16 protein-coding genes and 1 tRNA gene are annotated in these 14017 nt (G+C 45.2%); 11 read left to right on the top strand and 6 right to left on the bottom strand.

All coding sequences use genetic code 11. The features are described from left to right. Positions 1-26: 26 nt before the first annotated feature. Positions 27-1751 carry a methyl-accepting chemotaxis protein gene (locus HW988_RS10265; protein WP_255489931.1) on the bottom strand — a complete coding sequence of 575 codons (1725 nt, stop codon included), beginning with the start codon at positions 1749-1751 and terminating at the stop codon, positions 27-29. 171 nt (positions 1752-1922) lie between these two features. Between HW988_RS10265 and HW988_RS10260 the strand changes: the two genes are divergently transcribed. From HW988_RS10260 to HW988_RS10235, 6 genes are all read left to right on the top strand, one after another. Then, positions 1923-2816: a hypothetical protein gene (locus HW988_RS10260; RefSeq protein ID WP_255489930.1), complete on the top strand. Its 894-nt coding sequence runs from the start codon at positions 1923-1925 to the stop codon at positions 2814-2816. A gap of 104 nt (positions 2817-2920) precedes the next feature. Then, entirely contained in the window at positions 2921-3646 is a 726-nt protein-coding gene (locus tag HW988_RS10255) for an efflux RND transporter periplasmic adaptor subunit (RefSeq protein ID WP_181604195.1), read from the top strand. Further along, the gene (locus tag HW988_RS10250; protein ID WP_181604194.1) at positions 3637-4380 is read left to right on the top strand and encodes an ABC transporter ATP-binding protein; all 744 of its coding nucleotides are present in this window, start codon (positions 3637-3639) and stop codon (positions 4378-4380) included. The genes HW988_RS10255 and HW988_RS10250 overlap by 10 nt, the downstream gene beginning before the upstream one ends. Then, the gene (locus HW988_RS10245) at positions 4377-5120 is read left to right on the top strand and encodes an ABC transporter ATP-binding protein (protein ID WP_181604193.1); all 744 of its coding nucleotides are present in this window, start codon (positions 4377-4379) and stop codon (positions 5118-5120) included. The genes HW988_RS10250 and HW988_RS10245 overlap by 4 nt, the downstream gene beginning before the upstream one ends. Continuing rightward, the gene (locus tag HW988_RS10240; RefSeq protein WP_255489929.1) at positions 5120-6229 is read left to right on the top strand and encodes an ABC transporter permease; all 1110 of its coding nucleotides are present in this window, start codon (positions 5120-5122) and stop codon (positions 6227-6229) included. Before HW988_RS10245 ends, HW988_RS10240 begins: the two co-directional genes overlap by 1 nt. Continuing rightward, positions 6226-7305, top strand: coding sequence for an ABC transporter permease (locus HW988_RS10235; RefSeq protein ID WP_181604192.1), 1080 nt, complete (start codon positions 6226-6228; stop codon positions 7303-7305). The genes HW988_RS10240 and HW988_RS10235 overlap by 4 nt, the downstream gene beginning before the upstream one ends. Before the next feature lie 69 nt (positions 7306-7374). On the opposite strand, the gene HW988_RS10230 is transcribed toward HW988_RS10235, so the two are convergent. The 5 genes from HW988_RS10230 to HW988_RS10210 form a co-directional block, all read right to left on the bottom strand. Then, positions 7375-7842 carry a copper chaperone PCu(A)C gene (locus HW988_RS10230; protein WP_181604191.1) on the bottom strand — a complete coding sequence of 156 codons (468 nt, stop codon included), beginning with the start codon at positions 7840-7842 and terminating at the stop codon, positions 7375-7377. Further along, on the bottom strand, positions 7839-8357 hold the full coding sequence (locus HW988_RS10225; RefSeq protein WP_255489928.1) for an SCO family protein: 519 nt from the start codon (positions 8355-8357) through the stop codon (positions 7839-7841). The genes HW988_RS10230 and HW988_RS10225 overlap by 4 nt, the downstream gene beginning before the upstream one ends. Positions 8358-8510: 153 nt before the next feature. Next, positions 8511-9707, bottom strand: coding sequence for a hypothetical protein (locus HW988_RS10220; protein WP_181604190.1), 1197 nt, complete (start codon positions 9705-9707; stop codon positions 8511-8513). Between the two features lie 85 nt (positions 9708-9792). Continuing rightward, a complete protein-coding gene (locus HW988_RS10215; protein WP_181604189.1) occupies positions 9793-10815 on the bottom strand; it encodes a gamma-glutamyl-gamma-aminobutyrate hydrolase family protein in 1023 nt (340 codons plus the stop codon). Between the two features lie 180 nt (positions 10816-10995). Then, the gene (locus tag HW988_RS10210) at positions 10996-11184 is read right to left on the bottom strand and encodes a hypothetical protein (RefSeq protein WP_142700384.1); all 189 of its coding nucleotides are present in this window, start codon (positions 11182-11184) and stop codon (positions 10996-10998) included. 173 nt (positions 11185-11357) lie between these two features. On the opposite strand from HW988_RS10210, the gene HW988_RS10205 reads away from it, so the two are divergent. The 5 genes from HW988_RS10205 (at position 11358) to HW988_RS10185 (ending at position 13887) form a co-directional block, all read left to right on the top strand. Next, entirely contained in the window at positions 11358-11726 is a 369-nt protein-coding gene (locus tag HW988_RS10205) for a putative quinol monooxygenase (RefSeq protein WP_220128724.1), read from the top strand. Between the two features lie 112 nt (positions 11727-11838). Then, positions 11839-12669, top strand: coding sequence for a DUF6279 family lipoprotein (locus HW988_RS10200; RefSeq protein WP_181604188.1), 831 nt, complete (start codon positions 11839-11841; stop codon positions 12667-12669). 175 nt (positions 12670-12844) lie between these two features. After that, the gene (locus HW988_RS10195) at positions 12845-13198 is read left to right on the top strand and encodes a hypothetical protein (protein ID WP_181604187.1); all 354 of its coding nucleotides are present in this window, start codon (positions 12845-12847) and stop codon (positions 13196-13198) included. Between the two features lie 61 nt (positions 13199-13259). Continuing rightward, complete coding sequence (locus HW988_RS10190) at positions 13260-13577, top strand: hypothetical protein (RefSeq protein ID WP_181604186.1); 318 nt, start codon at positions 13260-13262, stop codon at positions 13575-13577. 234 nt (positions 13578-13811) lie between these two features. Beyond that, a tRNA-Gly gene (locus HW988_RS10185) sits at positions 13812-13887 on the top strand. The last annotated feature ends 130 nt before the right edge of the window (positions 13888-14017 follow it).

Genomic DNA, 14017 nt, shown 5'->3' with positions numbered 1-14017 from the left:
CCGAAATCTAGAAATACTGCAACGGATTAAAAGCCGTCCGTAGTGCCGACTTTGCCCCGTGGACCTTCATCGTCAAAAGGGATCATATCGGCTGCTGCGCCGCCTTGTGCCTTTTTAGGGGCAGGGGACTTTGCGGCTTTAGCTGTTGGTGCCGGCTTTGTTTTAAATTGCACGACTTTCCCACCGCTTGCATTTCTTTGTGGAGCGGTTGATGCAACGGAGCGCTCCCCCTGAATCTCACTGTTCCCAGTCACTACAAGGTTTAAGTCAGCAACCAATTTACTCATAAGATCAGCTTGGGCAGAGATTTCTTCAGATGACGCCGCGATTTCCTCAGAGGAAGCTGCATTGCCTTGAACACCTGCATCTAATTGATTCATGGCCTGAGAAATCTGAGAAATACCAGTTGTTTGCTCCGTACTTGCCGCCGAGATTTCATTATTAAGGTCTGAAACCTTTTTAACGGAAGTCACAATTGTGTTTAAAACTTCAGCAGAACGGTCGGCGACTTTTGCACCGGTTTCAACTTGCTCAACGCTGTCTTTAATAAGTGTTGAGATGTCTTTCGCTGCAACTGCGGAACGTTGCGCCAAAGTACGCACGGCTTCCGCAACCACGGCGAAACCCTTACCTTGTTCACCCGCACGCGCAGCTTCAACCGCTGCGTTTAGGGCTAAAAGGTTCGTTTGGAAGGCGATATCGTCGATCACGTTGATAATCTCTTCGATTTTTTTGGAAGATTGAGAAATACCTTGCATCGATTGAATCAAGGCAGCCATTTCGCGTTGACCTTCCTCTGCAGAATCTTTTGAAGACTGCGATAAAGTCGCTGCTTGTTTGGCGTTATCAGAATTCATTTTAACCATAGAAGACATTTCTTCTAAGGAAGCCACGGTCTCCTCTAAGGAAGCGGCAGATTCAGTGGAAGCCGTCGAAAGAGTTTGGCCTGCCACGGAAAGCTGAGTGATTGCTGAAGAAACTTGGTTTCCAGAATCAGTCAGTTTGTTTGCGATGCTGCTAACGGTGTTGGATACCTTGTAGGCAATCCACATTAAGATGCCGAACAGAGCAAAGATACTCATCGCCGCAATCAAGACCAACATTTGTGTCAAAGCTTTACGGTCTTTTACTTGTTGCGCATTTTGTTCAGTTGCCATCTCTTGGTAATATTTAAAGTTTTGCTCTGACATTTTTTGAACTTGCAGAGCCAAAAGATGCCATTCGCCACCATTTAAAGAGGCGCGAACTTTTTCATCCACTTCAGGAGTGTCTTTGCGAAGGGCTTCCGTTAGGGCCTCAGTGACTTTATAAAATGTCGCTTTATTATCTTTTACGATTTGATAGTTTTTACCTTCAACTTCGCCAAATGGAGTTTTCTCGTAGTACTCTTGGGCTTCTTTGAAGTCTTGCCATGCATCTTCAGTCTTTTTGATAAACTTAGTGCGGGATTCACCGTGCAGACCGACTGCAGCCCAAAAGAAATAACCCACGCGAGCACGTTGCATCGCTAGTTGGCCCAGGGCATCCATATTAGGGACGATGTCTGTGTAAGCCGTGTTGAGCATATCGCCCAGCTTGTTGGTGCTACGTAACGCAACAAATGTCATCATAGTGAATGCAACAACAGGCAAACAAGCAGAGAACAATAACTTTCCACGAATGCCACGAAACCAAGATTTCAAACCGTTCATAAACAAGACTCCCTTGTTGGTTTCTTTATCGAAGTATTTTACCGATTTCTTTACTCGCATTTTGATGAGGTCAAAATCCTCATGAATGTCCTTGAAAAGCAGGACTCGACCTTCCAACGGACGTAGGATTTTTTATTGCTATGCGACAGGACTAAAGTTTTATATTTGTAATTGTCCGCGACTTAAGGGTAGCATTTTTCCAACGTCTAGACTCAAGGAGGGGAAGTAGTCATGACAAACACAACGCTACGTCGTGGATTGGCCGTAGTTGCATTGATCGCAACTGTAGGTTTCACATTCAACACAGAACGCACAGAAGAAGGTTGCCACGGGTTCGTACCAGAGAACTCTATGTATATTCCAGTAGGTTTGTTCCAAACCGGCGGGATCACACAAGAGCAGTTCATGATGGTTATGGATCGTATGGAGAAAATCTATACACCAGAAATCACTGCTGCTGGTGACAAATTGAAAATCAACCGTCTATGGACAGATGGTACTGTGAATGCTTCAGCTCAACGCCAAGGCAACACACGTATCCTTAATATGTACGGTGGTTTGGCTCGTCATAAAACTATCGGTGTAGAAGGTATGGCTTTGGTTGCCTGCCACGAAATGGGTCACCACAATGCTGGCGCGCCTAAAATCGATTCTTGGTACGGTGGTGCATGGGCATCTAACGAAGGTGCTTCTGACTATTTCGCATCTTTGAAATGTCTTCGTTTGTTCTTCGCTGAAGACGACAACGCAGCTATCGTAGCTGGTTTGACTATCGATCCAGTTGCTAAAGCAGCTTGCGAAACTCAATACCACAACACAGCAGACCAACTTATCTGCCAAAGAATCTCTGAAGCTGGTCAGCAAGTAGCTAACCTATTCATGGATCTTTCTAAAGATAAAGTAGCTCCTAAGTTCGACACTCCAGATAAAACTGTGGTTCGTCGCACTGACGACTCTCACCCTAAAACTCAATGCCGCTTGGATACATATTTCCAAGGTGCTTTGTGCCCAGTTGCAGTTTCTGATCGCCTAAGCGACACAGACTACAAACAAGGTTCTTGCTACGCTCCTCGTGAGACTGTTGGCACGCGCCCTCTTTGCTGGTTTTTCCCAGGCAACAACTAATTAACTCTTTAGAGTAAATTAGAATAAAAAAGCCGATGTTTGTAACATCGGCTTTTTTTATTTTCACGATTGTGTTTGCTTAGTTTGGTGCTAGCCTTTTAAGCATGAACAAAAAGAAGATCGTTCCCGTCGTCATCATCGTCGTTCTGATTCTGGTCGCTTTCCTGGTTCGCCAATATTTATTTCGCACGAGCTTTCGTTATGCCGGCACCATTGAAGTCACCAAAGTGGACGTGCCCCTGCGAGTTCAAGCTGTCATCAGTCACTTGCCCGTTAAAGAAGGCATGATCGTGGAAAAAGGGCAGAAGCTGGTTTCCCTTTCTTGCGAAGATATAAAAATCAGCTATGAGCTTGCGAAATCCACTTACCGTCGGAGTGCGAGTCTCTTCAAGAGCGGAAATATTTCCGCGGAGTCTTACGATCAAGTTCGCAGTAAAAAAGATGACCTGGAAACCCGCGTGGGTTGGTGTGAGGTGGTGTCTCCGCTCAAAGGCACTGTTCTGACCAAATATTTTGAAGAAGGCGAGATGGTTAATCCGGGCGCAAAGCTTGTGACCATCGGAAATCTGGAAGAGGTCTATGCTTACTTCTATTTACCCCATGATGAAATTGCTTCCATAAAAATTAATCAACAGGTCGAAGTCACGCTGCCTGAAATGGACGATAAAAAGTTTCCCGGTGTGATTGAATTCATAAATCCCGATGCAGAATTTACTCCTAAGAATGTCCAAACCCGCGATGAGCGCACGCGCTTAGTGTTTGGGGTTAAGATCCGCTTCGCCAACAAAGAGGGGATTCTTAAGCCCGGAATGACTCTGGAATGGAAATAAAAGTCCAAGATCTTCATAAAAAAATGAAAAAGGTCCAAGCCCTCAAAGGACTGAATATGGAGTTCGCAGATGGCTTGGTTCATGGAATTATCGGACCCGAGGGGGCTGGCAAAACAACTTTAATGCGTCACTTGATGGGACTTTTAAAGGCAGATCAGGGGCGAATCGAATACTTGCAACAGGGGCAGGTTGTTGCTTTTGATAAAATCCGTCGTCAACTTGCTTACATGCCCCAAACGCAAAGTCTGTATGGCGAGCTTAGTATTCACGAGCATCTGGAGTTTTTTAAAACGCTCTATGGTTTAAAAGAAGAGGACTTTCAAGAGCGCAGCCGTAAGCTTTTAGAGATGACCCGCCTGGAGCGCTTTCAGGAACGACTGGCTTCGCAGTTATCGGGTGGTATGTATAAAAAGCTCGGTCTGGTTTGTGCCTTGCTCGCCTCACCACAAGTTTTATTTTTAGATGAGCCTACGAATGGTGTCGATCCTTTAAGCCGTCGTGATTTTTGGAAGCTATTGTATGAACTGCGCGAGCAGGAAAAGATCACGATCCTTGTGACGACGTCGTATATGGACGAGGCACTTAAGTGTGAAAATGTGCATCTGTTATTTGATGGCCAGACCTTGTTGGAAGGAGAGCCTGAGGAGATTCTAAAAAAAGAACATTGCCACACCTTTGATGAAGTCTTTTTACGCTATGATTCTTCGTTGGCATCCTTTGAGGCCACGCCATGAAATCAGTGGAAGTAAAAAATCTTTCAGTTAAGTTTGGTGATTTTTATGCGGTTAAGAATGTTTCTTTTGCGGTGGAGGCCGGGGAGATTTTTGGATTCTTAGGTGCAAATGGTGCGGGTAAGACCACAACGATCCGGGTTTTATGTGGACTATTGATCCCCTCTGAAGGTGAAGCCCACGTCTGTGCAATCGATGTGCGCATGGATTCCATCGCGGTTAAAAAGCAAGTTGGCTATATGTCGCAAAAATTCACTCTGTACGACGATATGACGGTCGGTGAGAATTTGGCGTTTACGGCCGCTTTACGAAAAATCGATGAAGCGAAATTCAAAGAACAAAAACAAAAACTTTTGGAATTCATTAAATTCCAGCGCAGCGAAAAAACCATGGTACGCGATTTGCCGGGCGGTATCAAACAACAGGTCAGCCTTATTGCCTCGGTCCTGCATGACCCGCAGGTGGTTTTCTTGGACGAACCAACAGCCGGTGTCAGTCCTGCATTTCGTCAGCGCTTTTGGGGATTGATCAGGGATCTTGCTGCCAGTGGCAAGACGGTCTTTGTGACCACTCACTATATGGATGAAGCTGAACAGTGCGGAAGAATCGCGTTGATGAAGGACGGGGAGTTGATTGCGCTGGATTCCCCGTTGAATCTGAAAAAACATTCCTTTCCCCATAAGAACCCAAAGAAAGTCACTTTGGAAGATGTCTTTATCACTCAGGTCGAAGGGATCAGCTGATGCAAGGATCCATTTGGGCTGTCACCAGAAAAGAAATCTTTCAGATCGTGCGCGATCCGTTCACACTTGCGGTTGCGATCTTTATGCCGATTGTGATGGTTTTGTTTTTTGGTTTCGCCATTGAATTTAACATGGATAAAATCCCCTTGGCGATTTTTGATGGCAGTAAGACCGCCGAGTCCCGGATTTTGATCGATTCTTTCATTAGCTCCAAATATTTTGTTCCTCGCTATGTTTTTAGTCCCGCCCATGCGATCGAAGCCTTGGATGGTGGACGGGCCAAGACCGCGCTTATCATTAAACCTGAATTTGCGCGTGATCTCACTCCCACGCGGCAATCCTCAGTGCAAATTCTGATTGATGGGGCCGATAATTCCTCGGCGGCATCGGTGATTGGATATTTAGGAGGTGTGCAAAAGCTCGCTCTGAGTCGCGAATTTCCTGATATTGAGCTGCGCCAAAAAGTTGAGATTCAATCTCGTTTTTTGTTTAATCCAGAATTGAACAGTCAGTGGTTCGTGGTGCCGGGGCTTGCCGCGGTTATTATTGCGATCTTATCCATTTTGCTGACAGCCTTAACCGTGGCCCGCGAGTGGGAAAATGGTTCGATGGAATTGCTACTTGGTACGCCGGTTAGACCTTTAGAAATCATCGTGGGCAAACTTCTGCCTTATGCGGTGATGGGTGTGGGTTCAGTTTTATTTGTCTTTATGATGTCGAAGGTGATTTTTCGGGTGCCCTTTCGCGGCAGCTTTATTTTGTACATGCTTTCGGCTTTAGTTTTTCTGTGTACTTATTTGGCGCAAGGTTTACTTATTTCCGTCTTAACTCGCAGTCAGCAGCTGAGTATGCAGTTTGCGATGTTATCAGGACTTTTGCCTTCGATGCTTTTGTCGGGATTTATTTTTCCCGCGGAACATATGCCACCTTTTTTCTATTACTTTACGATGATCCTGCCGGCGCGCTGGTTTATTGAAATTAGCAGGGAATTGTTTTTACAGGGTGCGGGATTCATGCAGATTCTTCCTTCGTTTGCAATGCTCTGCTTGTTGTTGCTAGTGATGCTGACGGTGGCGACGCGGAAATTTAAAAAGGATGTCGAGCCGTGAAAACTCTGTGGGGCTTTATGAAAAAAGAAATGCTGCAGACTTTGCGCGATCCACGCATGCGCATTTTACTTTTCGTGGCTCCTTGCATTCAGCTCACTATTTTTGCGACGGCTTTATCGACGGAGGCGCGTAACATAAGACTTAGTGTGTTCGGTGCTCCCACAGATTCTTCGCTCATGAATTTGTATCGGGACTGCATTGCCTCAGGATGGTTTATTCCGGCCCAGGTGAGTTCGTCAGATCCATACACTCAAGTGCAAGGGGGCGAGGCCGATGCGGTCCTGGTGGCGCCACCAGGAGGCTTAGATCGCAGTATCGGACGGGGCGAGGGGAAAGTTCAGCTTTTGATTAACGCCACCAATGCCACTCGTGGACAAAGTATTGAACGTTATGTGAATGCCGTTTTACAAATGAAGCAAACGGAGCGTTTAAAAATTCCCTTGGAGTTTGATGTGAGGGTTCTTTACAACCCTGCGATGCGCACGGCTTTGTTTCTGGTTCCAGGTGTCATGAGTATGTTGGTGTGTTTGATCACCATTCTTTTAACCAGTATGTCTATTACGAAGGAAAAAGAACTCGGCACCTTTGAAACTCTGATTGCGGCCCCCGTAAAACCAGAAGAAGTCATTATGGGTAAGACGGTACCCTATGTGATTTTGGGGATGAGTAATATTCCGCTGATTTTGGCTGTAGCTGTTTTCGTCTTTGGACTTCCCATGCGGGGAAGTTTGCTGGTCTTGATGTTTGCCTCATTCATGTTTGTCTGCTGCACGGTGGGTATCGGTCTGATGATTTCGACTTTGGCCAAAAATCAACAGCAGTCCATGATGGGGGGATTTCTTTTCCTGCTGCCAGCAATGCTGCTATCAGGTCTTGCTTTCCCGGTCGAAAACATGCCCTGGGCTATGCGCATGTTTTCATACGTAAATCCAATCACTTATTACATCGATCTTTTAAGAAACATCATGCTAAAAGGCGGGGATGCAAATCTCATTTTATTCGACGTTTCGATTTTAGCGGCAATGGCTGTTGCCGCCATCGGCTACAGCTGGCATCGCTTCAAAACCACTCTCTAAAAGGTACGGCCTTACTTTCTCCAAGGGTACTTGGAGAAAGTAAGGCCGTACCTTTTGTTAGATCACATTTTAGTGATGGTGGTGTTCTTCTTTTTTGTCTTCAGTTTTTGTTTCTTTAGACAAACGAGTTACCACTGGGAAGTTCACAGTTTGCTCTTTGTCGTTCACAAGCAATTTGATTGCCACAGTTTGTTTTTCTTCAACAGGTTTTGTCGCATCGAAAAGCATGATGTGGTTGCCGCCAGGTTTTAGCTCGAATGTTTGACCAGCTGCAATTTTGATCGTTTCCATTTTAGACATCGTCATGCGGCCGTTTTTTTCAGACGACTCATGAAGCTCAACAGCTTTAAATGGAGTTGCGGAAACTACTTTTACCACGACTTCAGATTTTGTCGTGTTTTTGATTGTGCCAAAGCCCGCTGTTGTGTTTGTGCCCTTTAGCGGGACAAACACGTGGGGATTGGAAAATTCGATGTCTGCTGCCAACGCCGCAGAAGAAACTAAAACCATTACTGCAGAAAGAATCATAGACTTCATAGGTTCTCCTTAATTTTTTGTACAATAGAATCAGCTGAACGCGGATTTGGTAATGTATCAAGCACAATACCATTCTTGTTCAGAAAATAAATGCGGTCCGTGTGCGAGATCGAATATCCCAGATAGGACTTGGCGTCTTTTTCCTCGATATAGCTCGCCGCGAAGGTTTTAACCGCGGTATCAATGTTTTGCTTCGTACCACTGAGGCCGATAAAGCTTGGATCAAAGTTCTGAGCATAAACGGCCACGTTAGCTGGCGTGTCGTGATCGACATCAACGCTTACAAAGATCAAGCGGATGTTTTTCTTTTGATCTTCCGTCAAAGATCTAAAAGCCTGGCTGGTATAAGTTAAAGCCATCGGGCAGACGTCAGGGCATTTCGCATAGCCGAAATACAGAAGGTTCAATTTTTTAGGATCGTCAGAAAATTTCCAAGATGAGCCGTTATAGTTTGCCTGGAAATCTCCACCCAGCTCAGGCTGGCGATTTTGGTACCATTTCAATGCAAGAACCAATGTAATAGCCAGGGCTGCCGATACCAAAGATGCAAGAATGATGTGCTTTTTAATAATTCCCCCACAAAAGGCAGATGCTCACGAAGATGCTATGGATTTAACCCATAGCATCCAGGGAGTCATGAGCCAACGCAACAAAGTGCTGCTGGGGTGTTAGTTGACGTTGCTGAAAGCTTCCAAATAGCGCGCCGGCAGACGGCGAGAAAGCTCTGGAGTTGTTTGAATATCTTTACGAACTGCTTTACGGAATTCGGCGAAAATATCAGGCATTGCTTTAAGGCAGCGGCCTAAATCATAGCGCGCGACATGAGTGGCTTTAATCAAAGGCTGTTTTCTAAAGAACGAATTTACGAAATCCATTTCAGTCATTTGTTGATGAGCGGCCGTGAATTTTTGATAGAACGGGATGTCCTGACTGAATGGGACCATCCAAGTGGCCGAGAAAATACCTTTTGGTTCAACACCGTAAAGAGCCGCCACCAAAACTTCTTTCACAGACTCACGCACGGCGTGTTCTGGATGCAGACGAACCGGGTCGAGTGGATTTTCATCAATTTGCAAATGTCCATCACCCCGAGTTTCCCATTCATCACCATAGGCATTGGAAACCGGGAAGGCTTCTTCAACACCAGTTTTCAAATTCTTGCTTTCGTTGTCGTGCAAAAGCATTGTAATCAAATCACCACGGTTCTTTTTAAGAAATCCTTCAAGATTTGCTTTAGCCCATTCCACAACCTGCACACGAGGAACGCGGACGTGACCCGAAGCAAAAGCATCCGTCAGATAGTGATCCGCATAGGCGTTAGCGATCATCGCTTGTTGATAAAGCAGCAGACTTTTTTCTGGATTGGAATCTTTTAAAGCGTAGGACTTAAGGGCTTTATCAATCGCTTGTTGATGATACTTCACATAGTCTTTCATGTTATACCAGCCGAAATGGTTGTAGTTTTTAGTAACCACACCCAGATATTTTGGCATCGAGAAAAACGTTGCGATGTTGTTGCAAGTTTTAGGTTTATCGCCATGAATTTCATCATGCGTGCATTTGATCACGTGCTTGATACCTTTGCGACGGTCCGAATAAAATTCATCAGGACTGTTGTAAAAGTCAGCGGACATCAAAATCTCGCCGTACCGGAAAGAGATTTTTTTATCACCACGGGGAAGATCCGTAACCGGGCAATCTGTTTTACTGATGCCTAGTTGACGGCAAGCCGCAAAGGCACCACTTTCACCTAAGGAAAGATGCTCGCTGCCAGCCCATTTGATTTCAACAGTTTGTGCATGTGCAACCGTGGTTGCTACAGAAGATGAAAGTACAAGCGCTGTCATCCAAAAGCCGATATTCATAACGTCCTACCTTTTGAAGATGTAAGTAGGAGATCGGCATATTTGTGAGTCTGTTCAAATTTTAAGCGGAAATTTGGACCTTAAGCTAAAAGACCTTGGAACAGCTTGCAGGCATGACTTTCGACTTTTGTTGGAGAATTTTCCACAGGATCTTATTGCCTAATTCGTTATCCATAAGTTCCGGATGGAATTGCAGCAAAATACCTCGACCATTCTTAAACTCTGTCGCTTCAGTGACTCCGTCAGCGGCTGTGGCTGCAAGTTCCAAAGGACCACCGGGTTTGAATTGCACCGCTTGGTGATGCAGCGAATTCACCGTTAACTTGTTCGAACCTTCCGGTAAAAGAGCAGACAAAATTCCGTTGGTGGTTTTTTTAACTTCAATGTCATGCCAGTCATTTCCATGGGGAAGTTCTGGTCCCACTTGCACAGGAACGTCTTGCACAAGTTTATAGCCTAAGGCCACCGAAGCGATCTGTGATCCGCGACACACTCCCAGGAAAAAGCCTTTTTCGCTTGCAACATAATTCTTAATCAATGAGACCTCGAACTGATCTCGTGTGGGAATGATGTTTCGTGCATGCATGTTTTCTTTTTTGTATTGAGCCGGGTCGACGTCGTCTCCACCCATTGCCACCATCATCGGAAAGCTTTCCGAAATTTTCGTGAAAAGACTGCGGGTTTCATCCACTGTCAGTCCTAAGTTTGCATTGATAGGCAAAATGTAACTGATGTGACCGCCGTCCTTAAAAATACGCTTAAAGCTGTTCACGCGTTGGGAATTCATTCCGTAGTCTTTTGGTAAGTTTGCAATCAAGAGGGCACGTTTTTCACGGGCCTCATCCAGAGGAGTGAGATTTCGCGCAGACATTTGCGGGCGCTGGCCTTGGAAAAGCTCCATCAGATCAGGATGTTTTTCCAAATTTGAAAGATAGCGTTCCGCTGCCGCTTCCGGTGTTTCACCGGATTTTACTGGAAGAATAAAGGGAGCTGCAAAGTGCCCCGTCGGCAACCATTGATAAAGGGTGACTTCTCCGCCGGCGAAGGCGACAGATGAATTAATAACGGTCCACAGAAGTACTGCAAATAATAAACGCAAAATTCCCATGGCAACTTTAAGTTCAAAATTGATACCAGCTCGCGGCGTTTTAAAACTGATTAAAGTGGAGGCGGGGATTTGTGGGATGTCTCAAACTGAGACAGGGCGGAGTTTTGTCGATAGCTGTAAATAAAAAGACCGGCGTCTTTCGATCAGCCGGTCTATGCACAATCTAGTTTTATACTTCAATTAGTAATAAGCTGCTGCGCGGGAAGTTCCTTTTTGGATATAAGGAAAATGCCATGGGCGCGGAGTCTCTGCTTTTTCTTCAGTATAGCTCGACGGAGAGCGGGGTTCTTCATTTACAGGAGAGTAAGCGCAAGCGCCCATTCCTAACATTGCTACGACTAGTGTCATCTTTGCTGTGAACTTTAACATTCTGAACTCCTTGGTGAGTTCCTTTTTAGGGGAACGATGAGGTACCTATCGGAGTTTCTCTGGACTTAAGAAGGGAGAATCTGGAAAAAGTCGATTTTTTTCTGATTAGAAACATGATCGTTTCAGTTGGAGACACTTCCCAGAAAAAGTATCGTGAATTATCGGAGGTCCCCATGACAACGTTGGGTCTGTACATTCGTTTGGAAGCAAAGCCGGGGCGGGAATTTGAACTGGAGAACTTTTTAAGAGACGCTTTACCCCTGGTGAAAGAAGAAGTGAATACCACAGCCTGGTTTGCCTGTCGTATCGGACCCTCCGCCTTTGCGATCTTTGATGCCTTTCCGGATGAGTACGGCCGTCGTGCGCATTTAGAAGGTAAAGTTGCCTCAAGCTTGATTTCCCGCGCCTCGGATCTGTTGGCTCGTCCACCGATTGTGGAGCGCTTTGATGTGTTGGCGGATAAATTGCCAGGATCTTTTTCTGCTAAAGAAGAGGAAGAAGAAATGCAAAGACCCGACGCTGATTACCGCAGTCATCTCTAAAGTCGGGCTATAAATATGAACATCCGACACTTTGCCTAGAGCGAAAGTCGGGTGTCCTCACTCTGTTAACCGCTGCCAGCAAGGTTTTGATAGCCTTGTTGGAAGAGGTTGCATGAAGAATACAATACTGTTTTTGTTGCTCGGTGTGATGCTGTTATCTGGTTGCAGTCGTTTGGATATCGCGTATCGCTGGGCCGATACTTATATTGCTTCTAAAGTGGACGACTATTTCGATATCTCCTCGGAACAAAGTAAAGCGCTAAAAAAAGACATCAAGAAAGATCTGGGCTTGATGAAAACCACGCTGCTGCCGCAATGGATGGAGCGCATTGATAAGATTCAAAATGACATCGATCAAGGCACTTTAAATGACGCCAAGGTTGCAGACTATTTCGGGTCCTTCTTTAAAGACATCGAACAGATCAATGCCCACTTTGCCACAACCGCGGTGGACTTCATTGCGACCACTCAGCCAAAACAAATTGAATATTTCAAAAAGTCTTTCGCGAAAAAGAATCAGGAAGATATTGAGAAAGCTCAGAACGTAACGAAGCTTCAAAAGGACTATTGCAGTAAGTATGAAGATATCTTTGAGATGTTTTTGGGGTCCTTGACCAAAGAACAAAAGCAAATGATCGAAGAAAGTGTGAAGGCGTCTCCGTATCCCGCAGAGCTTAAAGCTAAAAACAAGGCCTATATTTTTGCTGAGTTCGTAACCCATCAAAACTCGATGGATGAAATGAAAAAGTTCGTTCGTGAGTACACGACTTCGGCAGAGAAATTCGATATGCCGGAATTTCGTGTAGCGAATCAGGCGTATCAGGAAAATCTGCAAAAGCTGATCACACAGGTGATGACAAATCTGACGGATAAGCAGAAGATGGCTTTAAAGAGCAATATTAACGAAAAAGCCGAACAGCTGCGGTCGATTTCCGCTCTCTAAGTAAAAATGAATTTTAGTAAACATACCTGGATCCAACTTGCTGCGGTTTTAGTTTTTAGAGTGGGTATCTTAGTGTTCCTTTAGTTTCCAAAGTTACCCCGAAGCTAAGCACTCGAATTGCATTATGTCCCTTATATAGATTTACAAATGTTTAAATCGGAATAAGGGAGTTTCTATGAAAAAAATGATGACGACTTTGAGTATGCTGGCAATTTCTTTGACAGTATCCGTTTCCCAAGCCGGTATGCTGACTCAAACTCAAGCGATGTCCAAGGAGCAGGCTAAAAACGTAGCCATCGTTCACGCTCGCGTGATCGGTGCTGAAGCCGATATCCAGGTTTCCACGCGCATGAATTACCTTCCTAAGTACAATGTGTCTTATGTCTCTCACTTGAAATACGACGGCGATGCTTCCGGTAAATATCAAGTGGTTGTCGACCGTGTGGAGATGTTCCGTTCTTGTAAGATCACGGTGAGCATCAACGACATCTCCGGTGCTTTGGAAAGCAAAGAGATCGCTTGTAAATAAACAAACTGCTTAAGTCCTTCGCTGTCGCTATGCTGTTTTAAGTCTGGCGACAGGAGGACTTATGAATTTTCACGCCATCATCGCTTTGAGCCTATTTTCAGGCCTGGCATTCGCCCAAGTAACACTCGATTCACAAAGAGATACACCACCTCCTCGTGCCAATGAATCTAAAGAGCGCACAGAAGCCCGTCAGATGGTTGAAAAGGATAAGGCTGACCTGAACACCAAGATGAAGGAAGGCGCGCCTACGGCCGAAATACACGGCAAAAAAACCATGTTGCAAAGAAATCGCGTTCAGGAAAATCGCGAGGACGTAAATCAAAAGATCAAAGAAGACCAAAAAACCAAAGCCGAAGCTAAGCAGCCTCAAGGATATTAGGGAAATTTTCGGATTATCGGGGAGTCTGAGCCGGCGTTTGTAGGGTCGGAGGCGTCGTGATGGGCGCCTTTTGTATGCCCTTCCCCCAAATGTAGCCCACAAAATAAGCAGAACAGCCTATAAGGGCTAAAATCATCCATTTTTTCGCGCGGCTCATCAAAATTGCTTTCATTTTTTTAGTTTTAGCCGTTGACAACCAACAGTGGCAACTGTAATTTTGGCTTCTCTTTGAGCGCGGGAGTAGCTCAGTTGATAGAGCGATGCCTTGCCAAGGCATAGGTCGCGGGTTTGAGCCCCGTCTCCCGCTCCAATTTTTTTGGATAAATTTTTAAAACCCCGATAGCAATATCGGGGTTTTTCTTTTTCAAGCCTTTCTAGATTTTTCTGAAATAGAACTTACGAGATCTCCTACATAACTAACTCCACCTTTGGGTGAGTCG

The organism is Bdellovibrio sp. KM01 (assembly GCF_013752535.1).
GTDB lineage: Bacteria > Bdellovibrionota > Bdellovibrionia > Bdellovibrionales > Bdellovibrionaceae > Bdellovibrio.
This window is presented reverse-complemented; position numbering and strand designations above follow the sequence as displayed.

Coding starts and splice junctions, on each gene's coding strand:
- HW988_RS10210 (WP_142700384.1), bottom strand. CDS start 11,184: ATGTTAAAGTTCACAGCAAAGATGACACTAGTCGTAGCAATGTTAGGA.
- HW988_RS10220 (WP_181604190.1), bottom strand. CDS start 9,707: ATGAATATCGGCTTTTGGATGACAGCGCTTGTACTTTCATCTTCTGTA.
- HW988_RS10195 (WP_181604187.1), top strand. CDS start 12,845: ATGAAAAAAATGATGACGACTTTGAGTATGCTGGCAATTTCTTTGACA.
- HW988_RS10230 (WP_181604191.1), bottom strand. CDS start 7,842: ATGAAGTCTATGATTCTTTCTGCAGTAATGGTTTTAGTTTCTTCTGCG.
- HW988_RS10245 (WP_181604193.1), top strand. CDS start 4,377: ATGAAATCAGTGGAAGTAAAAAATCTTTCAGTTAAGTTTGGTGATTTT.
- HW988_RS10265 (WP_255489931.1), bottom strand. CDS start 1,751: ATGCGAGTAAAGAAATCGGTAAAATACTTCGATAAAGAAACCAACAAG.
- HW988_RS10260 (WP_255489930.1), top strand. CDS start 1,923: ATGACAAACACAACGCTACGTCGTGGATTGGCCGTAGTTGCATTGATC.
- HW988_RS10240 (WP_255489929.1), top strand. CDS start 5,120: ATGCAAGGATCCATTTGGGCTGTCACCAGAAAAGAAATCTTTCAGATC.
- HW988_RS10215 (WP_181604189.1), bottom strand. CDS start 10,815: ATGGGAATTTTGCGTTTATTATTTGCAGTACTTCTGTGGACCGTTATT.
- HW988_RS10200 (WP_181604188.1), top strand. CDS start 11,839: ATGAAGAATACAATACTGTTTTTGTTGCTCGGTGTGATGCTGTTATCT.
- HW988_RS10205 (WP_220128724.1), top strand. CDS start 11,358: ATGACAACGTTGGGTCTGTACATTCGTTTGGAAGCAAAGCCGGGGCGG.
- HW988_RS10255 (WP_181604195.1), top strand. CDS start 2,921: ATGAACAAAAAGAAGATCGTTCCCGTCGTCATCATCGTCGTTCTGATT.
- HW988_RS10250 (WP_181604194.1), top strand. CDS start 3,637: ATGGAAATAAAAGTCCAAGATCTTCATAAAAAAATGAAAAAGGTCCAA.
- HW988_RS10190 (WP_181604186.1), top strand. CDS start 13,260: ATGAATTTTCACGCCATCATCGCTTTGAGCCTATTTTCAGGCCTGGCA.